20 protein-coding genes are annotated in these 26,952 nt (G+C 35.7%); 8 read left to right on the top strand and 12 right to left on the bottom strand.

Annotation, left to right across the window (positions count from 1 at the left end; translation table 11 throughout):
* Nucleotides 1–112: 112 nt before the first annotated feature.
* Complete coding sequence (locus OZP07_RS08360) at nt 113–1,666, bottom strand: glycoside hydrolase family 10-like protein (protein ID WP_281637961.1); 1,554 nt, start codon at nt 1,664–1,666, stop codon at nt 113–115.
* Nucleotides 1,667–2,348: 682 nt separating this feature from the next.
* On the opposite strand from OZP07_RS08360, the gene OZP07_RS08365 reads away from it, so the two are divergent.
* On the top strand, nt 2,349–4,280 hold the full coding sequence (locus OZP07_RS08365; protein ID WP_281637962.1) for an amino acid permease: 1,932 nt from the start codon (nt 2,349–2,351) through the stop codon (nt 4,278–4,280).
* A 161-nt stretch (nt 4,281–4,441) separates the two neighbouring features.
* Here OZP07_RS08365 and OZP07_RS08370 read toward each other — a convergent pair whose 3' ends face one another.
* From OZP07_RS08370 to OZP07_RS08385, 4 genes are all read right to left on the bottom strand, one after another.
* Complete coding sequence (locus tag OZP07_RS08370) at nt 4,442–4,987, bottom strand: dihydrofolate reductase family protein (protein WP_281637963.1); 546 nt, start codon at nt 4,985–4,987, stop codon at nt 4,442–4,444.
* Nucleotides 4,988–5,027: 40 nt separating this feature from the next.
* Entirely contained in the window at nt 5,028–5,555 is a 528-nt protein-coding gene (locus OZP07_RS08375) for a DUF6398 domain-containing protein (RefSeq protein ID WP_194641311.1), read from the bottom strand.
* 699 nt (nt 5,556–6,254) lie between these two features.
* Complete coding sequence (locus tag OZP07_RS08380; protein ID WP_281637964.1) at nt 6,255–7,052, bottom strand: WG repeat-containing protein; 798 nt, start codon at nt 7,050–7,052, stop codon at nt 6,255–6,257.
* A complete protein-coding gene (locus tag OZP07_RS08385; RefSeq protein WP_281637965.1) occupies nt 7,019–7,240 on the bottom strand; it encodes a hypothetical protein in 222 nt (73 codons plus the stop codon). Before OZP07_RS08385 ends, OZP07_RS08380 begins: the two co-directional genes overlap by 34 nt.
* 532 nt (nt 7,241–7,772) lie before the next feature.
* On the opposite strand from OZP07_RS08385, the gene lpdA reads away from it, so the two are divergent.
* Nucleotides 7,773–9,176: a dihydrolipoyl dehydrogenase gene (lpdA, locus tag OZP07_RS08390; protein ID WP_281637966.1), complete on the top strand. Its 1,404-nt coding sequence runs from the start codon at nt 7,773–7,775 to the stop codon at nt 9,174–9,176.
* A gap of 179 nt (nt 9,177–9,355) precedes the next feature.
* Here the strand turns inward: lpdA and OZP07_RS08395 are convergent, their stop codons facing one another.
* Nucleotides 9,356–9,730 (bottom strand): DoxX family protein, encoded by a 375-nt coding sequence (locus tag OZP07_RS08395; RefSeq protein ID WP_281637967.1) that lies wholly within the window; start codon nt 9,728–9,730, stop codon nt 9,356–9,358.
* A 315-nt stretch (nt 9,731–10,045) separates the two neighbouring features.
* On the opposite strand from OZP07_RS08395, the gene OZP07_RS08400 reads away from it, so the two are divergent.
* The 3 genes from OZP07_RS08400 (at nt 10,046) to OZP07_RS08410 (ending at nt 14,989) form a co-directional block, all read left to right on the top strand.
* Entirely contained in the window at nt 10,046–11,332 is a 1,287-nt protein-coding gene (locus OZP07_RS08400; RefSeq protein ID WP_281637968.1) for an anthranilate synthase component I family protein, read from the top strand.
* A 309-nt stretch (nt 11,333–11,641) separates the two neighbouring features.
* Nucleotides 11,642–12,949 carry a tRNA lysidine(34) synthetase TilS gene (gene tilS, locus OZP07_RS08405; protein WP_281637969.1) on the top strand — a complete coding sequence of 436 codons (1,308 nt, stop codon included), beginning with the start codon at nt 11,642–11,644 and terminating at the stop codon, nt 12,947–12,949.
* Nucleotides 12,950–12,958: 9 nt separating this feature from the next.
* A complete protein-coding gene (locus tag OZP07_RS08410) occupies nt 12,959–14,989 on the top strand; it encodes a protein-disulfide reductase DsbD family protein (RefSeq protein ID WP_281637970.1) in 2,031 nt (676 codons plus the stop codon).
* 74 nt (nt 14,990–15,063) lie between these two features.
* Here OZP07_RS08410 and OZP07_RS08415 read toward each other — a convergent pair whose 3' ends face one another.
* Together OZP07_RS08415 and OZP07_RS08420 are read right to left on the bottom strand one after the other, a co-directional pair.
* On the bottom strand, nt 15,064–15,603 hold the full coding sequence (locus tag OZP07_RS08415) for an NADPH-dependent FMN reductase (protein ID WP_281637971.1): 540 nt from the start codon (nt 15,601–15,603) through the stop codon (nt 15,064–15,066).
* A gap of 191 nt (nt 15,604–15,794) precedes the next feature.
* Nucleotides 15,795–17,120 carry an ammonium transporter gene (locus tag OZP07_RS08420; protein WP_281637972.1) on the bottom strand — a complete coding sequence of 442 codons (1,326 nt, stop codon included), beginning with the start codon at nt 17,118–17,120 and terminating at the stop codon, nt 15,795–15,797.
* Nucleotides 17,121–17,737: 617 nt separating this feature from the next.
* Here OZP07_RS08420 and OZP07_RS08425 point away from each other — a divergent pair.
* Nucleotides 17,738–19,408 (top strand): IS1182 family transposase, encoded by a 1,671-nt coding sequence (locus OZP07_RS08425; RefSeq protein WP_349293658.1) that lies wholly within the window; start codon nt 17,738–17,740, stop codon nt 19,406–19,408.
* A 54-nt stretch (nt 19,409–19,462) separates the two neighbouring features.
* Here the strand turns inward: OZP07_RS08425 and OZP07_RS08430 are convergent, their stop codons facing one another.
* From OZP07_RS08430 to OZP07_RS08445, 4 genes are all read right to left on the bottom strand, one after another.
* Entirely contained in the window at nt 19,463–20,779 is a 1,317-nt protein-coding gene (locus OZP07_RS08430) for an ammonium transporter (RefSeq protein ID WP_194641304.1), read from the bottom strand.
* 298 nt (nt 20,780–21,077) lie between these two features.
* Nucleotides 21,078–22,148 carry an aminotransferase class I/II-fold pyridoxal phosphate-dependent enzyme gene (locus OZP07_RS08435; protein ID WP_281637973.1) on the bottom strand — a complete coding sequence of 357 codons (1,071 nt, stop codon included), beginning with the start codon at nt 22,146–22,148 and terminating at the stop codon, nt 21,078–21,080.
* A gap of 4 nt (nt 22,149–22,152) precedes the next feature.
* Complete coding sequence (locus OZP07_RS08440; RefSeq protein WP_281637974.1) at nt 22,153–23,169, bottom strand: dipeptide epimerase; 1,017 nt, start codon at nt 23,167–23,169, stop codon at nt 22,153–22,155.
* A 105-nt stretch (nt 23,170–23,274) separates the two neighbouring features.
* Nucleotides 23,275–23,652, bottom strand: coding sequence for a PH domain-containing protein (locus tag OZP07_RS08445; protein ID WP_281637975.1), 378 nt, complete (start codon nt 23,650–23,652; stop codon nt 23,275–23,277).
* A gap of 526 nt (nt 23,653–24,178) precedes the next feature.
* Here OZP07_RS08445 and OZP07_RS08450 point away from each other — a divergent pair.
* Nucleotides 24,179–25,171 (top strand): Gfo/Idh/MocA family protein, encoded by a 993-nt coding sequence (locus OZP07_RS08450; protein ID WP_281637976.1) that lies wholly within the window; start codon nt 24,179–24,181, stop codon nt 25,169–25,171.
* Between the two features lie 119 nt (nt 25,172–25,290).
* Nucleotides 25,291–26,826: a YifB family Mg chelatase-like AAA ATPase gene (locus tag OZP07_RS08455; protein ID WP_281637977.1), complete on the top strand. Its 1,536-nt coding sequence runs from the start codon at nt 25,291–25,293 to the stop codon at nt 26,824–26,826.
* Nucleotides 26,827–26,952 lie beyond the last annotated feature (126 nt).

Here is a 26,952-nt window from a genome sequence, read left to right on the forward strand (position 1 = left end):
TTTAGGGAGGTTTTTAATTGTTTTGTTTAAGGTTTAATTGTTTAAAGTTTAAAATTGTTTAAAGTTTAATTTTTTTGTAGTTAAATCATATTTAATCAACTTTAAACAAACTTTATTTCATTTGCGTTTCAGTTTCAAGATCAACCCCAGTTTCAGGGCTTTCGTTGGCATAATAATCGATGTAAGTAAATGCAAAAGCAGCTTTACCAATCATTTTGTAAGCAGGGACTTCAATGCTGAATTCGTTATTTTCTTCGGTAACAGCAATTTTTTCTATGATCTGAGTGGCATCATTGGTTTTTATTTTGGACGAATTTTTAGCACCATATACGACAATGTAGCGTACTTGTGCTGGAAGATTCGGTTTTTTAAAAGTAATATAATAATTGTCAGAATCCTTGGAGATTGAATTAATCAGCAAAGTTTCGGTAAGTGTTTTTTTAAAGTTGGGAACAGGCAGCGGCAGGGCAGGATATTTGTATTGGTTCTCTTTGAGATATTTTACCACATCCTGATTTTTATTGATAAACCATTTGGCACTGAAAAAACCATTTCCCTGCACATTTGGATAGTTTCGGGTAAGGTCAATCTGATTCGTAATTTCGTACATGTTATTCCAGTGTTTATCTGAATCCGATCTGATTTTATAAGAACTGTTTCCAATGTATAAGGCAGTATTGGCAGGTACATTCTCAGACCACCATTTCATTAATTTGGCATACGAAGCTGTCTTGTGGTCAATACTCCAATACAATTGCGGAATAATATAATCGATCCAGTTGTTATTCATCCAGTCCACAGGATCAGCAAATAAATCATCATAATTGGTTTGTCCTGATTGTGTATCGGAACCTTTTGGATCAGCCGATTTATTACGCCAGACACCAAACGGGCTGATACCAAACTGCACCCACGGTTTTAGTTTTTTAATACCAAAAGAAATATTTTTGACAAAAGCGGTTACATTCGAACGTCTAAAGTCTTCCAGAGAAAGACCGTTGCCATATTTTTGGTACGATGCTGTATCATTAAAATCAAGCCCTTTTATTTTGTATGGATAGAAATAATCATCAAAGTGTACAGCGTCAATATCATATTTAATTACCACTTCTTCCACAATTGCAGTTAAATGTTTTTGAACTTCTGGCAGCGCAGGATCGTAGTAATATTTACCGCCATACTCAATCATCCAATTGCGATGTTTATTATAATCATGATCAATACTTAAGTTTTCGGTTTTTAAATCCATTGTAGCGCGGTACGGATTCATCCAAGCGTGAAATTCAAAACCGCGTTGGTGGCTTTCTTCGATCATCCATTGGAGAGGATCAAAATTTCCAGCTGGGGCTTTTCCTTCAGATCCAGTTAAATAACGGGACCAAGGTGCTAATATGGTAGGATATAAAGCATCGCCTACTGAACGTATCTGTACAACGACTGCATTATAATTAAGTTTTTGATACGTGTCTAAAATCTGGATAAAATCAGCTTTTTGCTTTTCTACCGAATCGCCGCTGCTTTTTGGCCAGTCAATATTGACAACGGTAGCAATCCATACAGCTCGAAATTCATTTTTGGGATGCATCTCTCTTTTTTGGGCAAAACCAAAGACAGTAAAAAACAGGAGATATATAGTTGGAAATAACAGAGACTTCTTCAAAATCATTTTAATCTTTTTATAAAGAAATCAAAAGTAGTTTTTTTAGCTAAATTTATTAAATTAATTGCCAATAAATTTGGATTAGCGCTCATGTTTTGGATTATCTCTAAAATGAATAATAGTAATGTGCCTTATCCTGCTATCCGCTGTAGCTCTCCATTAAAACCCTTTTTTTACTTTCCCGTACAGGAGCTTCCGCTGGCCGCTCTTTACGGGAAGTAAAAAATAGTGTTTTAATAAAATGAAAGTGCTTACAAAAAAGTATTTAATTTTTGTAATTTAATTGCATTGCAATTAGCCAGCTGAACTTCAAAATTGGGATTGCGTTTCTAAAAGATTATTGTTTTCTATTAAAGTTTTTACAGCTGTTTCAGTATCTAAAGATATTTAAGAGAAAATAATGTTTTTTATATGATTAATTACAATTTGTATGTTATTTGATACTGCTTTTTTAAATTCAAAAATAAATTATATTTTATTTTAATATTGGTTTTAAATATGTATTTGACTTTTTTTGGATTTAAAAAGAAAAATATTTTTTTTAGATCTCAAATATTGTAAAAAAATGAAATTTTGATTTTAAAGATTAAAGTTTTTATATTTGGACTTTATTGTTTTTTCTTTTAGATAGAAAAAATGTTGAAAAAAATGCAGCTTAACAGTGGTTTCTAACGATAAAATTAACAACATGGCATTAAAAGGACTTTTTAGAAAAAAAACAGTTCAGGATATTTTAAAGCAGGTCGAGAAAAATAATTTAGAAGGGCATGAAGCGCTTGGAAAACATCTGACTACGAAAGATTTAACTGCTTTTGGAATTGCCGCTATTGTAGGTGCCGGTATTTTTAGCACGATTGGGAAAGCCAGTTTTGATGGAGGCCCAGCTGTAATTTTTCTGTTTTTGTTTACTGCTATTGCCTGTAGTTTTGCCGCTTTTGCTTATGCTGAATTCGCTTCGATGGTTCCAGTTTCGGGGAGTGCCTATACGTATTCGTATGTAGCTTTTGGAGAATTAATTGCATGGATTATTGGCTGGGCTTTGATAATGGAATACTCCGTAGGAAATATAACCGTCGCCATATCTTGGAGTGATTATTTTACGGGACTGCTCTCCAGCGGAGGGATAGATTTACCGCAATGGGTACAGATGGATTATTTAACTGCTTCCAATGGTTTCAAAGATGCTGCTGCTTTGATGGAAGGAGGGAAGTCTTTTGAAAATTTAAGTGCAGGACTTCAAAATGCATATACTGCTTGGACAACATCTCCAGTAATTGGTTCTTTTCATTTTGTTGCCGATTTGCCCGCACTTTTAATCATCGTTTTGATTACAGCATTGATTTACCGTGGAATGAAAGAATCCCGGAATGCCAGCAACATAATGGTTGTAGTAAAGCTTTGCATTGTTTTATTGGTAATCGCCGTTGGTATATTTTATGTTGATACAAAAAATTGGCATCCGTTTGCACCGAATGGAGTTTCGGGAGTGCTAAAAGGAGTTTCGGCAGTGTTCTTTGCTTATATTGGTTTCGATGCTATTTCGACCACTGCTGAAGAGTGCAAAAACCCGCAGCGTGATTTGCCAAGAGGAATGATGTGGGCAATTATTATATGTACCGTTCTTTACATCGCCATTACATTAGTGCTTACCGGAATGGTAACTTATGATAAACTGGATGTTGGCGATCCATTGGCTTTTGTTTTTGATCAATTGGATTTAAAATGGATGTCGGGAATTATTGCCGTAAGTGCTGTGGTTGCAATGGCTAGTGTTTTGTTGGTTTTCCAGATGGGACAGCCGCGTATCTGGATGAGCATGAGCCGGGATGGTTTACTGCCTAAGAAATTCTCTAACGTGCATCCGAAGTTTAAAACGCCATCTTTCGCAACAGTTGTGGTTGGTTTTGTTGTTGCCGTGCCAGCATTGTTTATGAACCTGACTATGGTTACCGATTTATGCAGTATTGGTACTCTGTTTGCTTTTGTATTAGTTTGTGCTGGAGTTCTGGCTTTGCAGAATAGAACTGATATTCCGAGAGGAAAATTCAAAACGCCTTATATTAATTCAAAATATATCTTTCCATTATTGATTGGAGTTTCTTTGATCATAGCTTTTACTTACAACAAAAAAGCAACTATGGATTTTATTACCAATGAAACCAAAATCAATGCGCCAGAATTTATCATCACTTCCATAAATAAAGATGATACTCAAAAAGTATATGATTACTTGCTGCATATTGAAGGAAAAACAAGTGTGACCGAGAAGATGGATGCTGAGCATTTGTTAAGCCAATATCAGGAAGATGATGCTAAATATGCTACTGTAGTTGCAGGTTTGCCAATTTCGGATTCTATAAAATACGAAAGCGGTTTTGATTTATTTAAGCACAAAATTCCGATGTGGATTTTCTTATTTGTGGTAGTTGGATTGGTGTTTTGGTCTTGGAAAGAGAACTTGTCATTGATTCCGCTTTTGGGTTTAATCTGCTGTTTGTATATGATGGCTGAACTTAGTGTTTGGAACTGGATTTACTTTACCATTTGGTTGATAATTGGATTGGTAATTTATTTCGGTTTCAGCCGTAAGAATAGTAAATTGAATTTAGATAGAGAGTAGTTTTTTTTAAGAATATAGATGATAGAGGAAAGAAAATAGACTTTGACTTTGGGAGAATATTATAAAACGCTGCTGGAAATGCTTTTCAGCAGCGTTTTTGTATTATGGAATTGCTAATTTGTTAAGGAGATATAATGGTACATCTGTTTATTGTGGTGAATTTATCTTGAATATTTTAAAATCACTCCGCCTGTTGTAAGCTGTTGGGTTGAAACAAGAGATAGATTTTTAGGAACAATGCCTTGTCTGAATAATGGCTGTCCATTGCCTAAAAGAACTGGTGCAATGCAAATTCGGTATTCGTCAAAAAGATCCTCATTTATAAAAGTTTCAGAAAGGTTTGCACTGCCAAAAACATACATGTCTTTTCCATCTTGTTTTTTTAGTTTTTTAATTTCGGCAGCAGCGTTCTCACTGATAAGCGTTGTGTTGTTCCAATCGGCGGTTTTTAATGTTTTGGAAATAACAATTTTTGGAATTCCATTCATCAAATCGGCAACTTCGCCTTTTTCGTTAGTCCAATAGGCTGCCATTCCTTCATAGGTTACTCGCCCGAATATAATGCAATCCGCAGCATTTAACTGTTCGATGCTTAATCGTTCAAGCTCTTCTCCATAAACAGTACCATGAAAGGATAAATCCCAATTTTGGTTTCCTTCAAAGCAGCCGTCGAGGGTCATTACGTTCCACATTATCAGTTTTCTCATTTTGCTGCTTTTTTAGAAATAGCTTTTTGCTTGTATATTTCTATTTTGTTTGAAAATGAATATCTTCACCTTTTGCCCTTGCCTTTCTGACCATTTCTTGTAAATCATTTGGCAATTCATATATAGAAACAAAAAAATCATCTACCGCTACCATTTCGTTAAAATCATCAAACATTGTTGTTATTTGATTGAATGGGTGTGATTCCATTATATTTTGTGTAGAAAACTCAGAATCAAAATGAGACAGTTTCAACATATCCCTAATTTCACGGGCTTTATTAGATACTGTTGCGTTTTTTGTTCCAAAGTAGTCGCTGATTTGATTTGCAGTGACATACGGTTCAAACGATTTGTCAAATAAAAAATTTATTGACCCTATGGCATAAATGACAGCTGCTGCCCAAATCTCAATTTTTCCTCTTTGAAAAGGGACATCTCTTTTTCGTCCAAGTTTTTTGATTAATTTTTCACATAGCTGGAAGTAATCGTCATCTAATTTTTGAGCGCAAAACGCTCCTGTCAGTTCTAGAAGTTTTTCTTCTATTTGCTTTATTTCTTGTTTGGTCATATTGTTCTTGCGCTTTTTAAAAATATTCTTTAAAAATATAAAACTAATTAAAGTCTCTTGATTTTTCTAGTAAATTTTATTGAAAATGGAAGTTTAACTTTTTTTAGAAAGAATTGAAATTAATTGGTTTGCAAAGGTTTTGCGAAAAGAGTCGGGAGACTTTTTGATTGATTTATGTTATTAGGTGCATTAAAAAAAACGCAAAGTCAGTCCCGAAAGCTTTCGGGATTGTGGAGCTTTTGATGACGACTTTTGTACATTTGGAAGAGGTGGAACCCGTTTCCGAAAGGGTATTTTTTTTGCCCACATCATTTATCCTAAATAAGCCCATGGATTACGTTTTGAACCCCATTTTTGGGGTTGTACAACCCCAAATTTTACGTCTCGAACCCTAAAATTGGCGTTGTGGACCCCATTTTTTAGGTTGTATAATCCCAAATTTGGCGTCTCGAACCCCATCGATGGGGTTCGAGACGCCAAATTTGGGGTTTTTTACTGTTTTTTTGCGTGAGACGCATACTTGGTGGGGTGTGAGAGCACTTCCTATTCTAAATCATTCACTGAAAAAGTCGGGAGACTTTTGACGGTTTTCTTGTTTTAATTGCTCAACTTTGCGGGAACGGATTACTACGTCAGTTCGCTATCGCTCGTGTGCAAATCCGCTCTATCGTTGCCGACATATCCGAGCGATAGGGCTTTTTATTTAATAATCCCAATATATCCTACTTCTCCATTCAATATTACCTTTGCTCGTCCATTATGAAAACTTTCCGCTTTGTTAAATTCAGGTTTAATAATCCATTTTCCAGTTGTGTCCATAAAACCCCATTTTCCGTTTTGCTCCACTCCTGCAAGACCTTCAGAAATAGTCAACACGCAATCATAAATAATTGGAACTATACAATTGCCTTTTCGATTTATAAATCCCCATTTATCATTTTTTCTTACTCTCGCTAAACCCTCAGAAAAACTATTAGCAAAATCATATTGGAGTGGTATTACTTGATTTCCTTTCCTATCAATAAATCCACAGCTTTTATCTTGACTAAAACCTTGGGCATTTTTGTTTATATGTACAGTTGCCAATCCCTCGGAAAATTCATCTATCCAATCATATATTGGTTTGATTACCCACTCCCCAGACTTATTTATATAGCCAAACTTATAGCCCTCCAAAGCTCTTGCTTTCGCCAATCCGTCTTTAAATTTATACGCAATACCCCGAAATTTTGGCTTGATTCGCCATTCTCCTTTTTTATTTATATAGCCAACCAATCTGTTTTTTGCAACACCTGCCAATCCCTCAGAAAATTTAACATAACAATAATCAAATGGAGGATTTCCATCAAATACAGGTTGAATGACCCATTTTCCCTTTTTATCAATGAATCCTAATTTATTATTTTGTTGGGCTGCGGCTAAGCCTTCAGAAAATTCTCCTATAATTTCAAATTGAGGTGGTATTACCCATTTTTCAGTAGTGTCACCCCCCCCCATTTGCCATTTTTGTCTCTCACTCCGGCAAGCCCTTCAAAAAAAGGAATGCGTGAAAATCCGCATCCAAAGGTTATATTCATAGTAGTTGATGGTGTTGTTACCCATCTCCATGTTACATCTCTTTGCGATCGAGCAATGAATCCGCTAGATAAGAGAATAAAAAAAATAGTGGTTTTGAGTATTTTCATAATACATATTTTAAAAAATGACACGTCAAAAGTTCTTCCCAAATTTTTTGATAAATATTTTTCTTTTAAACAACTGCAATTTATATAAATAACAACTTATATCAGTATAATAGAACCAAAATTGGATAGATTGTACTCCTTTGGAACAAAAACTAAAAAACTATATAGTTATTGTTTTTATTAGAAATTATCATGCAGACTTTTAATATGTTAACTTTTTGAACTTATTTAATTGGTTTTGTTATGAAATACAAAAGCTCCTAATCTAGCCCCGAAATGCAAATCCTTATAAACCGGGGTTCGGTTTATAAGATTGTAATGTAAAGCGGGACAAATCTTGTGATGAAAAGCCAAATTTCTGCTCCTAAAAATAATTAAGTATCGGTTTGTTGAATTTGGTTGAGTTATTTAAAGGGTTTGTGGGGAATCCTTGAAGAAATCGTTATAATTCGAACAAAAAAGCTTAAATTTTAAACTTTAAACAAAACATTATTCCTTACTTTTGCTTCACTAAAAATAAAAAACACATACTATGAGTTCATTTGACGTAGTCATTATAGGTTCTGGGCCAGGAGGATATGTTTCGGCTATCCGTTGTGCACAATTGGGTTTCAAAACTGCAATTATAGAAAAATATTCAACTTTGGGCGGAACTTGCTTAAATGTAGGCTGTATTCCATCTAAAGCGTTGTTGTCGTCTTCACATCATTATGCTGAAATTAAGCATTTTGCCGATCACGGAATTGAAGTTTCGGGTGATGTAAAAATCAATTTGGAGAAAATGATTGCCCGTAAACAAGCAGTTGTAGATCAGACATCTGGAGGAGTTAATTTCCTGATGGAGAAAAATAAAATTACCGTTTTTAATGGTTTAGGTTCTTTTGTGGATGCGACTCACGTTGCTGTTGCAAAAGCAGATGGAACGTCAGAAACTATTGAGGCTAAAAATATTATCATTGCTACCGGTTCTAAACCATCGTCTTTGCCTTTTATCAAAATCGACAAGGAAAGAATCATCACTTCAACAGAAGCTTTGGCGCTTAATGAAGTTCCGAAACACCTTGTGATCATTGGTGGTGGTGTGATCGGGATTGAATTGGGTCAAGTCTATTTACGATTGGGAGCCGAGGTTTCGGTTGTGGAATTCATGGACAGAATTATTCCTGGAATGGACGGTGCTTTGTCTAAAGAATTGACTAAAGTGCTGAAAAAACAAGGAATGAAATTCTACACTTCGCACAAAGTACAATCGGTTGAGCGTAAAGGTGATGCCGTGATTGTTCAGGCTGAAAATGCAAAAGGTGAAGTGATTACTTTGGAAGGGGATTATTCTTTGGTTTCTGTTGGCCGTCGTCCTTATACTGATGGTTTGAACGCAGAAAATGCAGGAGTTAAAATTTCGGATAGAGGACAAGTAGAGGTAAATGATCATTTGCAGACTTCTGTTCCAAATATTTATGCAATTGGTGACGTGGTTCGTGGAGCGATGTTGGCTCACAAAGCGGAAGAAGAAGGAACTATGGTTGCTGAAATCTTGGCTGGTCAAAAACCGCACATTGACTACAACTTGATTCCTGGTGTGGTTTACACTTGGCCAGAGGTTGCTGCTGTTGGACAAACCGAGGAGCAATTGAAAGCTTCGGGAACAAAATACAAAGTGGGAAGTTTTCCTTTCAAAGCTTTAGGACGTGCTCGTGCGAGTGCCGATCTTGACGGATTTGTAAAAATCCTTGCTGATGAAAAAACAGATGAAGTTCTTGGTGTTCACATGATTGGTGCCAGAACTGCTGATTTGATAGCAGAAGCGGTTACTGCGATGGAATACAAAGCTTCTGCCGAAGATATTTCCAGAATGTCACATGCGCACCCAACATTTGCGGAAGCAGTAAAAGAAGCAGCATTGGCAGCAACGGACAACAGAGCTTTGCACGTATAATAGAAATGCACTGAGAATTTTTACAGCGGTAAATCTTTATAATTTTGCACAAAAAAACGACTCGATTTAAATTCGACTCGTTTTTTTTTGTTTTTAATCAGAGGTGAATTGTTTTTTGCATAAAAAATCACCTCATCTATTAATTTTGAGATGGATGATTTCTTTTATAAAAATGCTAATTACGCTTTGAATAAGCTTTTATAATTTTTCCAATAACTGTAGATTAGAAATAAATTACCCGAGAAAACAAAGATAGCTAATGGTATTCCGTTTGGATTTAGGAAAAAATTTATGAATAGTATATTTGTGCTGACGGGGAGAACCATAATATTTGACAAAGTAACATACTTTCCTGTGATAAATGAAATGCCGCATAATAATTCCACCGTTTTAACCATTGGCATTAAATAGACTGCAGAAATTAAGCCCAATTGAAAAGCTTTAAAATCTCCGCTGCTTGAGAGATCTGGCATTAAATTAAAAAAATAGGCGAGGGATACTAAAACTAGCAATAAGCCAATTATTGTACGGATAAAGAAAGTAGCAGTTTTCATATTTTTTATTTTTTTTGGTTAAATGTTTAAGTGATAACTCAAGGGCAGCGGGAGTTGCTGTTGTAATGCCTTATTCATCCATTTACCATTGATAGTTTTTAGAGGCGGAAAAACTAAGTCCTTAATCTTCATGACAAATTTAGTTAATTTTTTTATTAATCTTTAATTTTAGAGTCTTTTTATTGTGAATAATATCTTAAAATTGAAGGTGTTATGTTTTTTGTCATTGATTTCTTGTTTAGCAGTTTTGTAAAACTTCTGCTTGAGAAGCGATATTTTTTGTTGTAATTTTGAATTTCATAAACAGATTGATTTTTGAGAACTTCTATTTACAAATTTATTGAGGATCCAATAGCTTTTAAGCGAAAGCTGGTGAGCTGGGGACAGCAGTTTCGGGAAATAACTTTTCTGGATAGTAATTCATTTTCCGATGAATATTCCAGATTTGATTGTGTTCTGGCCACTGATGCTTTTACTTCTATAAAAACCGATTATGATAATGCTTTTGATGATTTAAAGCAATATCAGCAGACAGCAAAAGACTGGTTATTTGGTTATTTGGCATATGATTTAAAAAATGATACAGAGCATTTAAAATCCGATAATTTTGATGGTCTGGATTTTCCGGATTTATTTTTTTTTCAGCCAAAAAAATTATTTCTGCTAAAGGAAGATCAGCTGGAAATTCAGTACCTTAATATGTGTGATGATGAAATTGAAGAAGATTTTGAAAACATCATTAATTACAAAATTGAGACAAATGTTCCTGCTGATGCCGTTTTGATACAGCAGCGGATCTCAAAGCAGCATTATTTAGATAAAGTTTCTAAATTATTAGCTCATATTAATCAGGGAGATGTTTATGAGGTTAATTTCTGTATGGAGTTTTTTGCAGAAAATGCCAATATAAATCCTTTGGAAAAATTTCTGAAACTTAATGAAATTTCGCAGGCGCCGTTTACCGTTTTCTTTAAGAATAACAAGCAGTTTCTGCTTTCTGCCTCTCCTGAAAGATATATTAAAAAAGAAGGCGATATTCTCATTTCCCAGCCTATAAAAGGAACTTCAAAACGTTTTTTAGATCCTGTTGAGGATGAACTGTCTAAAAATAATCTGGCACAAGATCCTAAAGAAAGAGCAGAGAATATCATGATAACCGACTTGGTTCGTAATGATTTGTCGCATACCGCTCAGAAAGCTTCTGTTATTGTAAAAGAGCTTTGCGGAATTTATTCTTTTTTGCAGGTGCATCAGATGATTTCTACGATCACTTCCAAAATGGATTTGAAATATGCACCCGTCGATGCACTCAGAACTACATTTCCTATGGGGAGCATGACTGGTGCTCCTAAATATGCTGCTATGGAAATCATAGAAAAGCTGGAGGAGACCAAACGCGGTTTGTACAGCGGTGCAGTGGGATATTTTTCGCCCAATGGAGATTTTGATTTTAATGTTGTAATCCGCAGTATTCTGTATAATCAGGAAAAGCATTATGTGTCTTTTTCGGTAGGAAGCGCAATAACTTCGCTGTCTATTCCTGAAAAAGAATATGAAGAGTGTCTGCTGAAAGCAAAAGCGATGCATGAGGTTTTGCAGTGAATGGCTTGATATGATTCTTATAGCTCTTTAGTGTATTTGTCTTTCACGTTCTAAGAAAACTATCTTGAATTGTATAAACCAACACTAATTAATTTACTTCGTCTGTTCGCTAAGGCTCGAGTGTGAAAATTTGTGCAATTTGTGGCAAATAAATACGCTCAACAATCTTTGCAGGCTTTATGTAAGCTAATCATATTATAGAATTTAAAATTCATAATTCATAATGGTTTATTTATTCCACGCATATTTGCGTTATCTGCAGACTATTTTGTAATTTTTGGATTAAATAATAATCAGTATTTTTGATGTATGAAAAACATTCTGCAAAACCATATCGATAATGAAATCCCGTATTTGAAGAAAAAAAAACTGCTTCTAGCCGTAAGCGGCGGTTTGGACAGTATGGTTTTATTGCGTTTGTTTCAGGAACTGCAGTATGATATTGCTATTGCTCACTGCAATTTTCAGCTTCGGGGAATGGAAAGTTTTGGAGATCAAAAATTTATTCAAGACTATGCAGATGCAAATAGAATTCCAATTTTTGTAACACAGTTCGATACTCAGGCTTTTGCAAAAGATTATAAATTGTCAACACAGGTTGCAGCGAGAGAATTGAGATATAATTGGTTCTATGAACTGTTAGAAACCGAAAAATTTGATTACCTGCTGACAGCCCATCATGCCGATGACAATCTTGAAACTTTTTTGATAAATCTCACGCGGGGAACCGGATTGGAAGGACTGACTGGAATTCCCGTGCAGAATAACAGAGTTGTAAGACCTTTACTGTTTTTCTCCCGCCAGGAAATTGAAAATTATGCTATTGCAAATGCTGTTGAATGGCGTGAAGACAGCAGTAATGCCTCTGATAAATATGTGCGGAACAAAATCCGTCATCATTTGATTCCGGTTTTAAAAGAGCTGAATCCTAATTTTATGAGCTCCTTTCATAATACCGAACGCTATCTGCAGGAATCTTTGGCAATGGTCGAAGATGCAGCTATTATGGTGTATCAGCAAGTAGCAAATGAAGTGGGTGATCAAATTCATTTTGATTTAAATCAATTGATGAAACTTCCCAATTATCAGTCGTATTTGTACCAATGGCTTAAAGAATTTGGCTTTACAGCTTGGGATGATATTTATGACTTGGTTAACAGCCAGTCCGGCAAGCAGGTTTTTGCTGCTGATTTTCGTTTGCTGAAAGACAGAGATTCTCTTATTTTATCGCCGATTGATGAAACTGAGGAAGTGGAGTTTTTGATTGATGAAAGTACGAAAGAAATTAAGATTCCCTTAAAAATGGCCTTTTCTAAAGTTACTGCCATTTCTGTTGCTTCAAATACAGTTATATTTGTGGACGCTGATCAATTAGTGTATCCATTGGTTTTGCGAAAATGGAAAACGGGTGATGTATTCTCACCTTTTGGAATGGGCGGAAAGTCAAAAAAAGTGAGCAAGCTTTATAAAGACGAAAAACTGTCTTTAATCGAAAAAGAGAACACCTGGCTTTTGTGTTCCAATAATCAGATTGTCTGGGTCATTGGAATAAGAGCAGACGAAAGATTCAGAACCATAAATTCGACCAAAAACATACTCAAAATAGAATTAATTTAGAAACTGATAATGAAGAAAATACTTTTTATACTGTTTGCTTTTCTAGCTTTCACCAAAGCAGATGCACAAGTTCTGGATCCTGCAAAATGGACAACATCTATTGAAAAAAAATCGGAAACTAATTACATTTTAACTTTTAATGCCGTAATCGAAAAGGATTGGCATATTTATTCACAGTTTACTCCAGACGGAGGACCGCTGCCTCTGGAAATTATTTTTAAAGACCAAAAAGGGAATTTTGATTTAGTAGGCAAAGCCAAAGAAAGCAAGACAACTAAGGCTTTTAACGATGTTTTTGGTGTTGATGAAATTTTCTTTCATGATAAAGCTCAGATTCAGCAGGAAATAAAGCTTATAAATACTAAAGTTACAGCTATTCAGGCAGAATTGAATTATCAGATATGTAAAGAGGTTTGTATCAATCTGGAAAAGAAATTTACTTTCAAAATTCCAGGAGCGGCAGCAACAGCAGTGACAACAGAAAAGCTAGCCGTTACAGATACAAAACTAGATACTGTTAAAACTGATACGGCAGCTGCAATTACCGTAACTGCAAAAGAAGATATAAAACCGGTTGAAAATAAAACTGCAGAGCAGCCAAAACCTGCCACAGAAAAAGGATTATGGTCGATTTTTTTGTTAGCTTTTTTTGGTGGGTTAATTGCAACTTTTACTCCTTGCGTTTTTCCTATGATTCCAATGACGGTGAGTTTTTTTCTTAAGCAATCTACAAATAAAGTAAAAGGTAAGTTTAATGCCTTATTTTATGGTTTTTGTATCGTTGCAATCTGTGTAGTTTTGACGGTTCCATTTCATATTTTAGAAGGAATTAGTAGAGATATTTTTTCTGAAATTTCAACAAATGTTTATTTGAACTTGACGTTTTTTATAATTTTTGTTGTTTTTGCTATCTCATTTTTTGGAGCTTTTGAAATTACAATGCCAAATAAAATGGCGAATAAAGTTGATAATGCTTCTAATACAGGAGGCTTGATCGGGATATTTTTTATGGCATTAACCCTTATAATAGTTTCGTTTTCATGTATAGGTCCAGCATTAGGATTTGTTTTTGGAACTTCTTTGAATTCTGATGGAGGTGCAAAGATTTTATCTTTAGCAATGTTTGGTTTTGGGTTAGGATTAGCGTTGCCTTTTATGTTTTTTGCATTAGCACCAAGTTTATTAAGTAATTTGCCAAAATCAGGAGGATGGTTGAATACTGTAAAAGTTGTTTTTGGATTTATTGAATTAGCGTTGGCGTTTAAATTCTTATCTAATGCTGATATTGGGTTAGATTTGCATTTTTTAGAAAGAGAAGTTTTTATATCAATTTGGATTGCTATTTTTGGAACATTAGGACTATATTTATTTGGGAAAATTACTTTACCGCATGATAGTCCATTTAGTCATATCTCGGTCGGAAGAATGTTATTAGGTTTGATTACTTTTGCGTTTACAATTTATCTCATCCCTGGACTTTGGGGAGCTCCTCTGAAGCTTGTTTCTGCATTTCCTCCGCCAATGACATATAGCGAAAGCCCTAATGGGGTTGGTAATAGATCAGTTATGAATGAGAATGTTCTGCCAAAAGGAGCTGTTTTGGGTGTACATAACTTAATGTCTTTTGAAGATTATGAACAAGGATTGGCTTATGCGAAAAAAGTTAATAAACCAGTTTTAATTGATTTTACAGGCAAACAATGTGTTAATTGTCGATTGATGGAAAATAATGTATGGTCTGATGAATCAGTTTTAAAAATATTAAAAAATGATGTGGTTTTAATTTCTTTATATGGAGACGATAAAAAAGTATTACCGCTGAATGAGCAATATATTTCTAAAGAAACAGGTAGTGAAATTAATACTATTGGTGAAAAGTGGAGTGAATTTCAAATTCAGAGATTTAAAAACAATTCTAGGCCTTATTATGTTCTTTTAGATTTGAATGAAAAAGAGCTAAATACTCCAGTTTCTTATACGTCAGATATAGAGGAATATGAGACTTGGCTAAAAGCTGGTATTTCAAATTTTAAGAAATAATTTTAGATGCAAGATTTATAAAAGCATTCTACTAAGAAGTAATTAAAAATTAGCTTTTTGGTGGAATGTTTTTTTTAAGAGAGATTTACTAATGTTGTAAAAGCATCGATAAATTTTAGGAAATTCTTTTCGGTTTTATTATCTGAAAATTGTTCTTGCTCGTTAATTTTACCTTTCGCGCCTTGAATCAATAAAGTAGTCTCATCAGTGAATTTGGACATCAAAGTTCTCATAATAAGCTGTAGTTCTTCGTGTGCTTTTTCTCCGCTTGCAGAGGCAGTTATAAGTCCAGTTGGCTTGTCTAAAAAAACAGTTGTCGAAACACACCATTCAATTGCATTTTTTAATCCGCTTGGGATGCTAAAAACATATTCAGGAGTACATATTAATAAGCCATCAGCTTTATCAATGTTATTTCTGAACTCAGTTATTGCTTCAGGCGGGCTGCCTGCTGAAAGTTCCGGATCAAAATGAGGCAGTATTTTCAAATCTTTAAATACAGTAAAACTGAAAACGTCTTTAGTTAAACGGATGAAAATGTCAGTTAATTTTTCGTTTACAGAATTTTTACCGGCACTTCCAATTAGTATAAAAATATTTTTTCTGCTGCTCATTGCAATTTTCTCTGGTTTATTTGTTTTGTGGCGTATGTGTTTCTATGCCAAATATTTTTGTATGGCTTCTTTTGGCTAAGATAACAGTTTATTGAAGAAAATTTGTAAATAAAACATTGGCAGATAGGCATAAAAAAACACTCTGAAAATAAATTCCAGAGTGTTAATTTGTAGTATTTGATATTTGGCTTTTATAAATATTCTCCGTGTTGCGAGATGTCTAATCCTAGTTCTTCTTTTTCTTCAGTAACTCTTAATGGAGTGATTTTATTCACAATAAAGAATAAAGCGTAAGAAGCAGTGAAAGCAAATATAGAAACGATAACTAATGCTTTTAATTGAATTAAAAACAAAGTTGGATCTCCGAAAATTAAACCTTGGTTATCACCTACGATTGGGTTAACAGCTTTTGAAGCAAAAACACCAGTTAAAAGCATACCTACCATACCGCCGACACCGTGACAGGCGAATACATCCAAAGCATCATCAATTTTTCCTTTAGGAAATTTGCTTACAACAAGATTACTTACAATACTTGCGATGATACCTATTGCCATAGCGTGAGGAATGCTTACAAATCCGGCAGCAGGTGTGATAGCAACTAATCCAACTACTGCACCGATAGAAGCTCCCATTGCAGAAAGTTTGTGTCCCATAATTTTATCTAGGAATACCCATCCCATTGCGGCAGCAGCAGCAGCTACAGTTGTAGTTCCTAATGCCTGCGCAGCAAGACTTCCAGATCCTGCAGCAGAACCTGCATTGAATCCAAACCATCCAAACCATAATAAACCAGTTCCTAATAATACATAAGTAATACGGGCAGGGTTAGTCTTTTGAACTTTTCTTTTTCCTAAGAAGATTGCTCCAGCAAGAGCAGCCCATCCTGCACTCATGTGTACTACAGTTCCTCCTGCAAAATCCAATACTCCCCATCCAAAGAATAATCCGTCAGGATGCCAAGTCATGTGGCATAATGGAGCATACACAACTAATATAAATAAGACCATAAATAATAGGTAGGCCCAAAAACGAACTCTTTCTGCAAAAGCTCCCGTAACCAAAGCCGGTGTGATAATCGCAAATTTAGCCTGAAATAAAGCAAATAAAATCATTGGGATTGTCGGAGCCAATTCCCAAGCAGTGTTGGCGCTTACATTATTGAATAATAGGTTTGAGGACGGATCTCCGATAATACCTCCAATTGACGGTCCAAAGCATAATCCAAATCCAATTAGAACCCATAATACTGTTACCACGACCATTGCCATGTAGCTTTGCAGCATAGTACTGATGACATTCTTTTTGCCAACCATTCCTCCATAAAAGAATCCAAGTCCTGGCGTCATTAATAATACGAGAGCGGTTGCTACAATCATCCACGCTGTGTCTCCTGTGTCTAGTTTTAATTCAATAACATGAGCTCCTAATGTTTTGGATTCATTAAGAAAATGAATTGAAAAAATGGATAATACCAGAATTGTGATAAGTATCACACTTAAAATAATTTTTCGCATAGTTTTTTGATTTTAATTTTTTATAAATGTATCAAATGATTTAATAGCTACCAAAAAATAAGGGTGTAATGGGTTATTTTTACAAATATTCTATTTAGCACCCTAATATTTTGAGGGGTGTTTATTTTTTGAAGCAAAAAAAAAGAATGTGTTAATGAAGTTTTAAGTTTTTTTTAAGGTTTGTATTTTAATTAACAGTTTTTGGGTGAAATAATCGCCTATTTTGGCAATTCAGCGAGCATTTTGTTAATGATTACTTAAAATTGTTTCAAAAGGAGATTGTTTAAATGTGGTTTAATCTTCCTTTTTAGGGAGGTTTGCAGGGGAAGAGGAGGTGTTTTTTAAGATTCAGACGCTTTATCATTATACTTAAATTTGTTAAATTTATTTAAAAAATGTTAAATAGCGTTGTTTTTTTATGCTTATTTATCTGATTTATAGTTTTTTATTTGCTGTATGCGTTTTTGAATGAGTCTTTGTTGTCTGTTCTGAGAAAAGATTTAAACGTAAGCTAATAATAGAGTAAAAAAAAAGAGGCTGTCCAAAAAGTAAGGACAGCCTTTTTTTTGCTGTTTTTAATCTAAAATAGTATCTTAGAGTTGCACAAAAAACGAGCAATGGCTAAAGTAATATTTAAATCGCAATCGATCAATACACCGGAACTTTTTCCGATAAATATTTTTGATAAAATTTCAGAAAACCACCTTGTCCGCTTAGTGGACAAGGTCGTCAATTCATTGGATATAAGCCATATACTTAAAAAATATAAAGGAGGAGGGACCTCGGCTTATCATCCCAGAATGATGCTTAAAGTTTTGTTTTACAGCTATTTGAGCAACACTTATTCCTGCCGAAAAATAGCAAAAGCACTCACCGAGAACATTCATTTTATGTTTATTTCAGGCAACTCAACCCCTGATTTTAGAACCATCAACGATTTTAGAGGAAAGGTTCTAAAAGAAAACATCAAAGATTTATTTGCAGAAGTAGTCAAAATGCTTGTGGAAATGGGCTATGTCAGTCTGGATATCCAATACATCGATGGAACAAAAATTGAAGCCAAATCCAACAAATACACCTTTGTCTGGCGGGGTTCTATAGAGAAATACAAAGAAAAACTCGAAGTAAAAATCAACAGCATCTTATCCGATATCGAAAACAGTATTTTATCAGATAATCAAGAAGTCAACAAGGAAGAATTACCAAAAAAAATAAACTCGGAAGAGCTGAAAGAAAAATTATCAGAACTCAATAAAAAACTCAAAGAGCCCAACAAGAAGATAACCAAAGAGCTTGAAAAGCTTCAGGAAGAGCACCTGCCAAAGCTTGAAAAATACGAAAAAGATTTAGTGATTTTAGGCAATAGAAACTCCTACAGCAAAACAGATCCTGACGCTACCTTTATGAGAATGAAGGAAGACCATATGAAAAACGGACAGTTAAAACCTGCATACAATCCTCAGATTTCTACTGAAAATCAATTCATTACCAATGTAACCATTCATCAGACACCTAACGACACTACGACTTTAAAATCCCATCTGGAGGAATTTGAAAAAATGTATCAAAAACAAAGCAAAACAGTTGTAGCCGATGCTGGTTATGGAAGCGAAGAAAACTACGAAATGCTTGAAAATAAAGATATAACGGCCTATGTAAAGTATAATTATTTTCACAAAGAACAGAAGAAAAAAATGAAGGACAATCCGTTTCTTGTCCAGAATTTGTTCTACAATATACAGCAGGATTTTTATGTGTGTCCAATGGGACAAAGAATGGAAAACATTGGCAGTGGAAAACGGACATCGGCCAACGGATACGAATCACAAGTATCTTATTATCAAGCAAAAAGATGTGATGGATGTCCACTTAGAAGTTTGTGCCATAAAGCCAAAGGAAACAGAACAATAGAAGTAAACCACCGCCTGAACCAATTAAGGGCTCAGGCCAAAGAGCTGCTCATGAGCGAAAAAGGACTCGAACACCGAAGCAAACGCCCAATAGAAGTTGAAGCAGTATTCGGACAGCTAAAAAACAACAATAAATTCAGCCGGTTTACTTTCACAAGCATCGAAAAAGTGGAAATGGAATTTCTATTGATGGCTATCGGGCATAATTTCAGAAAAATGATAGCAAAGAACAATGATGCGTCGAAAACTCATCTAAAAATCTCCTTCAGAGTTCTAAATAGAGCTATAAAAGTCGAAATTCACTTTTTAAATACTGTAACAGAATATTTTTTCATTAATCAACCAACCCAAAATCGATTCCTGAAATTTGCAGCATAAAAAAAGCTGTCCTTTTCGGACAGCCTCTTTTTGTATGTGCTGGTGAATGAATATTTATAGGTATTCTCCGTGCTGTGTAATATCCAGTCCAAGTTCTTCTTTTTCTTCGGATACCCTTAGAGGAGTGATTTTGTTTACAATATAGAAAAGGAAATAAGACATTGCAAAAGCGAATAATGAAACTCCTGCTAAGGCAATTATCTGGTGTGTGAATAATTTAGTTTCGCCAAAAGCAAGGCCTTGATCGATAACAGCAGGATTGATGTCTCTAGAAGCAAATACTCCGGTTAGTACCATGCCGACCATTCCGCCTACACCATGACAGGCAAATACATCTAATGCATCGTCAATTTTGAATTTGTGAAATTTGCTGACAGTTATATTGCTTATAACACTTCCTATAATTCCTATTGTTATTGCATGAGGCATGCTTACAAATCCTGCGGCTGGCGTGATGGTTACTAGTCCTACTACTGCGCCGATACAAGCGCCCATGGCGGAAAGTTTGTGTCCCATGATTTTATCAATAAATACCCAGGCCATAGAAGCGACTGCAGCAGCAACGGTTGTTGTTCCCAGTGCCTGTGCAGCAAGACCATTGGCTCCCATTGCTGATCCGGCATTGAATCCAAACCATCCAAACCATAATAAACCAGTTCCTAGTAATACATAGGTAATACGTGCAGGAGTTGGTTTTGGTGATTTTCTTTTTCCAAGAAAGATAGCGCCGGCTAATGCTGCCCATCCTGCGCTCATGTGTACAACGGTTCCTCCGGCAAAATCTAATACTCCAAAATTAAACAGTAATCCATCTGGATGCCAAGTCATGTGTGCTAATGGAGCGTAAACAAAAAGTATAAATAAAACCATAAACAACAGGTAAGCCCAAAAACGGATACGCTCTGCAAATGCTCCTGTTACGATAGCTGGTGTTATAATGGCAAATTTAGCCTGAAATAATGCAAATAATAAAAAAGGAATTGTAGGGGCAAGTTTCCACGAGGAGCCTATTCCTACGTTCTGAAAAAAGATATAAGGCACCGGGTTTCCGATTATACCTCCAATTGAGGGGCCAAAAGATAATCCAAATGCGATTAGTACCCATAAAACAGTTACGATAATCATTGCCATAAAGCTTTGCAGCATCGTGCTGATGACATTTTTTTTGCCGACCATACCGCCGTAAAAGAAACCTAAACCTGGTGTCATCAATAATACCAGCGCAGAGGCCACAAGCATCCATGCAATGTCACCAGTATCAAATTTTGAAATTTCGGAAAGATTTGTTGTATGGCTTGTTAAAAAGTAATTAGAGAAATAGGATAATACCAAAATTGTGACAAGTATCACACTTAAAACTATTTTTCGCATTGTATTTTAATTTTTTTTCTGCAAAAATAAAAAATCATTTCGAACACCTTGTTAAAAAGGGTGTGTGTGTGTTATTTTTGTCATTTCTGTATTTTACCTCCTGTAAAATAGGGGTAGCTGATGTAAAAATGATTTAAAAATAATAATAATTTAAATTATTGCATTTTTTATTTAATATTAGTGATAGCGTTTTCTAAAAATTGTAGCGGTTAACTTAATTTATTAGGATTAAACAGCTTTGGCGTTATGTATTCAATAATTATATAATGTATTGTTATAAAAAAATATCTTTTTTGGATTACAGTACAAATCTCATGTCACCTTCTAAATCTGAAGTCAGCTGTGTGAAAATATTCAGATGTTGAATCATTTTGTCTAGATCGGACAGGGAATGATGTGCGCTAATTACAATTCGGCTCAATTTTCCTGAAGCTGTTGGGTATGGAAACGAAGTTGGAATAATATTGTTTTCCAAAAGCATTTGGAGTAATTCTTCCTGATCAAAATAAATGACTGGATAATTTTTCGTAAAAGTCAAAGCAACATTAGGCAGTAAATGTTTGGCAGTATAATTTAAATTATCTTTTAGCTGCTGTCTCTGTGACTGATATAGTTTTTGTGCATTTACAAAAGTTTCCAAAAAAGCAGGATTCATTCCTGATGCCCCAATGAAATTCTGCTGTTTTTTTATTGCATCGATAAATTGAAAATCACCTGCAATAATTCCTCCTGAAAGTCCTAATGCTTTTCCTAGTGATGCAATGATTATTTTCTGCTTTACGTTTGGAAGTTCGTATTGATGCAGTACTCCTTGTCCTTGATTTCCAAGAACTCCAATACTGTGTGATTCATCTAAAAGGAGAACGATTTCTTTATCACTCGGAATACTTTGGAGTACACTCAAATCAATAGGAGTAACTTCCAGCGACGGAATAGCATCGGCAACAATCCCAATTCTAGTTACGGCAGGATCCAGAAGAAAAGGATTCAGTTTTCCGTTTTGAATAAGCGGTAATGAAGACGGATGCATTAAAGCAGGATGCGTGCTCGGAAAATGAAAGAGTAAATCGGTTGTATGCTGTAACTGCTCCAAAGCCAATTTTCCTGCAAGCATGCCTGATGAAACGGTAACTGCCGATTCTGTTCCAATTTGCTTGGCTAATAAATCTTCGGCTGTTTTATAAATTTCCAATTGAATATTGGCAGAACGGGAGCTCCCATAACTGGTTCCCCATTTTTGAAAACTTTTTAATAGAATATTTTGAAATTCCGGCAGAGTGGTTACGCCAAGATAATTAGTGCCTCCAAAGTACAGAAACTCTTCACCGTCTTTATGAAATACTCTATTTGGAATTTCGTTTACCTGCATTGGTTTAGTGTTTTATTAATGAAGCTCCAATACCATTCGAATCTGCATAATGAACAATCCCATCGGTAATCGTAACACCGGTCGCAATATCCTCAGAAAGGAGCAAAGCACCATCCATATCTACATAATCCAGCTCTGGTAATAAATGTGCAATGGCCGAAATCCCAACAGTAGATTCTGTCATACAGCCCACCATCGTTTTCATGCCGTATTGTTTAGCCTCGGCAATCATTCTTCGGGCAGGAGTAAGACCGCCGCATTTTACTAATTTTACATTCACACCATGGAAATGATTATAGCATTTGGCTACATCTTCTTCTATAATACAGCTTTCATCAGCTACAATTGGCAGAACCGAGTGTTTAAAAACCTCCTTGTGCGCAGCCCATTGATCAGCTTTCATCGGCTGTTCCAGGAATTCAACGCCTAATTTTTTCAAAGCAGCAGCATTATTAATCGTTTCGGTAACGGTCCATCCGCAGTTGGCATCAATCCGGAAACGGGCATCGGTATGTTTACGCAATTCGGTAACAATCGCAATGTCGTCTTTGGTTCCCAACTTAATTTTATAGATTGGCCACGGCATTTCTTTGAGTTTCATTACCATTTTATCAATTTTGTCAATGCCAATAGTATAATCGGTTTTAGGATTATGCAAAGGAGAATTCCCCCAAAGCTCATATAATTTTTTGCCTTTTTTCTTGGCATACAAATCATTGTAAGCCATATCCAAAGCACATAACGCAAACATATCATCCTTTAATAAAGCCGAAGCACTGTCCCAAAATTCCTCTGGAGTTTCATCATTATGAGATTCTATAAACGGAATAATGGCTTCCAGATTAGCTCTCATGCTTTCTACTGTAATATTATAATACGGATTTGAAGTAGCTTCTCCAAAACCTGAAAAACCATCACTCTGCAGTTCTACAATAAGCGTAGGCTGTACATCGTGCGATTCTCTCGAAATCGTAAAAGTATGCTTTAATTGAAGCTTAAAAGTGCGGATGATTATTTTCATAGGATAAGTCCTTAGTGATTATTTATTGACTTTTAGTACTTAGTCCTTAGTGATTAATCTTGTACTAAGCGTACTAATGACTAATAACTAAGGACTTAAAAAAAGCTACTTCAATATATGCTGGCTCAAAATCTGATACACTTCGTTGATATTATTCCCGCCTTTCCCAAATTGTTTTGAAATAGGCGCATCTTCACCAGAAAGCCAAATCTTCAATTCGGCATCCATGTCTAGGATTCCGGCACTTTCCTTGGAGAATTTTTTAATAGAAGAATACGGAATCGAAAGATAATCCACTTTACTTCCCACCAATTGTTTTTCGACCAAAATCAGTCTTTTATTGGTGAAAACAAACATGTCCTTAATTACTTTATACCCTTTTTCGATTCTTTCGCCGTCAATCAGTAAAGGTTCAAATTCCTTCGAAAGATTTTCAAGATTTACTTCAGATGCATTGCCCAGCATGGCATTAAATAGTCCCATGAGATTCTCTTTAAATTGTGAAAACCAAATTTAAAGATTTTAGTTGTCACAGCATTATAATTTTGCCCAAAATCATAAAAATCATCTAGGTGTAACCCCATCCCGATAAGAGGGCAAATTTACTTTGCGGGGATACGTCCTCTTTTCGGGATGCGGTCGGGCTATCCGCTCCGCCGCGACGGATTGCTTCTATCCCAATGTCATTAAGTTAGGGGTTTCTTATTAAAGTTTGGCCAAGATATAATTCTCGCAAAGGCGCAAAGACGCAAAGAAATCCGATCTCAACTTTGCGCCTCTGCGTCTTTGCGAGAGTGAAATAAAGCTTAACTTAATAACATTGGCTTCTATCCCTTACACGGATAACGAGAAATTTAGTCTTTACTATCAATTTTAATTTCGATTAGAATTAGTGACAATTAGTGAAATTCGTGTTTATCTTTTTTAAATGCGAATGCCGTGCTGAAAAATCAGCATTTTAAATTTTGAAAAAATATTTAATACATTTGAAAAAAGTAATTTAAAATCAATGGAAAATACTTCAAAAATAAAATGGGGAATTGTAGGTTTGGGAAATATTGCCAAACAGTTTGCAAGTGAATTACAGCTGATTGATTCAGCCGAACTTTGTGCTGTAGCCTCAAGAAACATTGACAAGGCACAAGATTTTGCCAGTCAGTTTCAATGTCCGAAAGCTTACGGTTCCTATGATGAACTTTTTCAAGACGAAAATATCGACATTCTCTATATTGCCACACCACATGATTCGCATGCCGAGTTAACCATCAAGGCGTTGAAAAACAATAAGAATGTCCTGTGCGAAAAGCCATTAGCCCTGCATTATTCCGATGCAGAACAAATGATTGCCACCGCCAAAAAAAGCAATAAATTTTTCATGGAAGCATTCTGGACCCGCTTCAATCCTTCGATTCGTGAAACTTTGGAACACATTCAAAACGGTTCAATTGGAGAAGTAAAATATGTTAATGCTGATTTTTCCATTAAATTTGAAAATCCTGATAATACCCGAATGACGGATATGAAACTTGGTGGGGGAGCACTTATGGATATTGGAGTTTATCCTTTGTTTTTAGCTTATTTGATATTAGGAAAGCCTAAAGAAATTGTAGCAAAATCCAATTTTTATTCCACAGGAGCCGATACGCAGACTTCTATTATTCTGCAGTATGAAAACGCACAGGCCGTACTGCATTGCAGTTTTTTGTACACCTGCAATGTCGAAGCAATAATAAGCGGTACAAAAGGACGCATTAATCTAGATCCGCTTTGGTTCATGACCGAATCCTATTCTTTAACTCATGGTACTTTGGTAGAGGGTGAGCAAAAATCAAAATTTGAAAGACCAACATTAGGCAAAGGCTACACTTATGAAATCGAAGAATGCCATGCCTGCCTCAGAGCTGATAAAACAGAAAGTGAACTCTGGTCTCATCAAAACAGTCTGGAACTTGCCGCAATTGTAGAGGCGGTTAAAAATCAGATTGGACTGGTGTATTCTTAAAATTATTTTAATTCTATAAAAAGAATATTTTTTGTGATATATTTTTATAAAGTAAGAATTTGATTAAATATTTTTGGTTTGAAGTAAAATAGTATTTACATTTAGAAAAACTATTTTATATGTTAATCAAAGTTTTCGGAAGTGCTGTTTTTGGAGTCGAAGCAACTACAATTACTGTCGAAGTCAATATGGATAAGGGAATTGGCTATCATTTGGTAGGTCTGCCGGACAATGCCATCAAGGAAAGCAGTTACCGCATTGCGGCAGCACTCAAAAATAACGGCTACGAAATGCCGGGCAAAAAAATAATTATCAATATGGCACCCGCCGATCTGCGTAAGGAAGGTTCAGCTTATGATCTGACATTGGCAATCGGAATTCTAGTAGCCTCGGGGCAAATAAAAACTGATATTTACGAACAGTATATAATCATGGGCGAGCTGTCCCTTGACGGCAGTTTGCAGCCCATTCGGGGTGCTTTGCCCATTGCGATTAAAGCCAAAGAAGAAGGTTTTAAAGGTTTTTTTCTTCCTCTTGAAAATGTTAAGGAAGCAGCAATCGTATCAGGACTTGATGTATACGGCGTTTCCAATGTGCAGGAAGTGATTGATTTTCTGGAAGGAAAAGGAATGCTTGAACCCACTACTGTCGATACAAGAGCTGAATTTTATAAAACACTTGATTTTCCCGAATTTGATTTCAGCGATGTGAAAGGGCAGGAAAGCATCAAGCGATGTATGGAAATTGCGGCCGCCGGCGGCCATAATATAATTCTCATTGGGCCGCCGGGAGCTGGAAAAACGATGTTAGCCAAAAGACTGCCCAGTATTTTACCGCCAATGACATTACGTGAAGCACTGGAAACCACCAAAATTCACAGCGTTGCTGGAAAACTGAAAGAAGTTGGATTGATGAACCAGCGTCCGTTTCGGAGTCCGCATCATACCATTTCAAATGTTGCGCTTGTCGGGGGCGGAAGTTATCCGCAGCCAGGAGAAATTTCGATGGCACATAACGGCGTTTTGTTTTTGGACGAACTGCCGGAATTCAAGCGCGATGTTCTGGAAGTAATGCGCCAGCCTCTGGAAGATAGGGAAGTGACAATTTCCAGAGCCAAGTTTACCGTGACTTATCCGTCATCATTTATGCTGGTGGCGAGTATGAATCCAAGTCCGAGTGGTTTTTTTAATGATCCGGATGCTCCGCAGACTTCTTCACCGCATGAAATGCAAAGATATTTGAGCAAAATTTCGGGACCATTATTGGACCGAATTGATATTCACATCGAAGTGACACCTGTTCCTTTCGAAAAATTATCAGATGACCGAAAAGCTGAAAGCAGTGTTGATATTCGCAAAAGAGTAACTTCTGCCCGAGAAATACAGTCTAAACGATTTGAAGAAATGGAACATATTCATTACAATGCTCAAATGAGTACTAAGCATATTAGGGAACATTGCGCTCTTGATGATGCTTCCAAAGAGCTACTAAAAACCGCGATGGAGCGGCTAAATCTTTCGGCTCGTGCCTACGACAGAATCCTAAAAGTTGCCAGGACTATCGCTGATTTGGATGATGCACCTCAGGTAGTTTCTGGTCATATTGCAGAAGCAATTCAGTACAGAAGTCTGGATCGTGATGGCTGGCTGGGGTAAAAGATAATGCACCGTTAAATTAAACTGAGAATTACTTTTTCTCTAATTCAAATTGCTTAATGTTAAAGGCAATCTCTTTAAATAATTCTGAAGTGGTTTCAGGATTAAATTTTTTAGGATTAAGAT

It is taken from the genome of Flavobacterium marginilacus (assembly GCF_026870155.1).
Classification (GTDB): Bacteria; Bacteroidota; Bacteroidia; order Flavobacteriales; family Flavobacteriaceae; genus Flavobacterium; species Flavobacterium marginilacus.

Bases quoted from the DNA above. Each gene is read 5' to 3' on its own strand.
- OZP07_RS08360 (WP_281637961.1), bottom strand. From the start codon at position 1,666: ATGATTTTGAAGAAGTCTCTGTTATTTCCAACTATATATCTCCTGTTT.
- OZP07_RS08365 (WP_281637962.1), top strand. From the start codon at position 2,349: ATGGCATTAAAAGGACTTTTTAGAAAAAAAACAGTTCAGGATATTTTA.
- OZP07_RS08415 (WP_281637971.1), bottom strand. From the start codon at position 15,603: ATGAGCAGCAGAAAAAATATTTTTATACTAATTGGAAGTGCCGGTAAA.
- OZP07_RS08430 (WP_194641304.1), bottom strand. From the start codon at position 20,779: ATGCGAAAAATAGTTTTAAGTGTGATACTTGTCACAATTTTGGTATTA.
- OZP07_RS08385 (WP_281637965.1), bottom strand. From the start codon at position 7,240: ATGAAAATACTCAAAACCACTATTTTTTTTATTCTCTTATCTAGCGGA.
- OZP07_RS08420 (WP_281637972.1), bottom strand. From the start codon at position 17,120: ATGCGAAAAATTATTTTAAGTGTGATACTTATCACAATTCTGGTATTA.
- tilS (WP_281637969.1), top strand. From the start codon at position 11,642: ATGAAAAACATTCTGCAAAACCATATCGATAATGAAATCCCGTATTTG.
- OZP07_RS08440 (WP_281637974.1), bottom strand. From the start codon at position 23,169: ATGAAAATAATCATCCGCACTTTTAAGCTTCAATTAAAGCATACTTTT.
- OZP07_RS08455 (WP_281637977.1), top strand. From the start codon at position 25,291: ATGTTAATCAAAGTTTTCGGAAGTGCTGTTTTTGGAGTCGAAGCAACT.
- lpdA (WP_281637966.1), top strand. From the start codon at position 7,773: ATGAGTTCATTTGACGTAGTCATTATAGGTTCTGGGCCAGGAGGATAT.
- OZP07_RS08410 (WP_281637970.1), top strand. From the start codon at position 12,959: ATGAAGAAAATACTTTTTATACTGTTTGCTTTTCTAGCTTTCACCAAA.
- OZP07_RS08445 (WP_281637975.1), bottom strand. From the start codon at position 23,652: ATGGGACTATTTAATGCCATGCTGGGCAATGCATCTGAAGTAAATCTT.
- OZP07_RS08375 (WP_194641311.1), bottom strand. From the start codon at position 5,555: ATGACCAAACAAGAAATAAAGCAAATAGAAGAAAAACTTCTAGAACTG.
- OZP07_RS08435 (WP_281637973.1), bottom strand. From the start codon at position 22,148: ATGCAGGTAAACGAAATTCCAAATAGAGTATTTCATAAAGACGGTGAA.
- OZP07_RS08425 (WP_349293658.1), top strand. From the start codon at position 17,738: ATGGCTAAAGTAATATTTAAATCGCAATCGATCAATACACCGGAACTT.
- OZP07_RS08380 (WP_281637964.1), bottom strand. From the start codon at position 7,052: ATGGGGGGGGGTGACACTACTGAAAAATGGGTAATACCACCTCAATTT.
- OZP07_RS08395 (WP_281637967.1), bottom strand. From the start codon at position 9,730: ATGAAAACTGCTACTTTCTTTATCCGTACAATAATTGGCTTATTGCTA.
- OZP07_RS08370 (WP_281637963.1), bottom strand. From the start codon at position 4,987: ATGAGAAAACTGATAATGTGGAACGTAATGACCCTCGACGGCTGCTTT.
- OZP07_RS08450 (WP_281637976.1), top strand. From the start codon at position 24,179: ATGGAAAATACTTCAAAAATAAAATGGGGAATTGTAGGTTTGGGAAAT.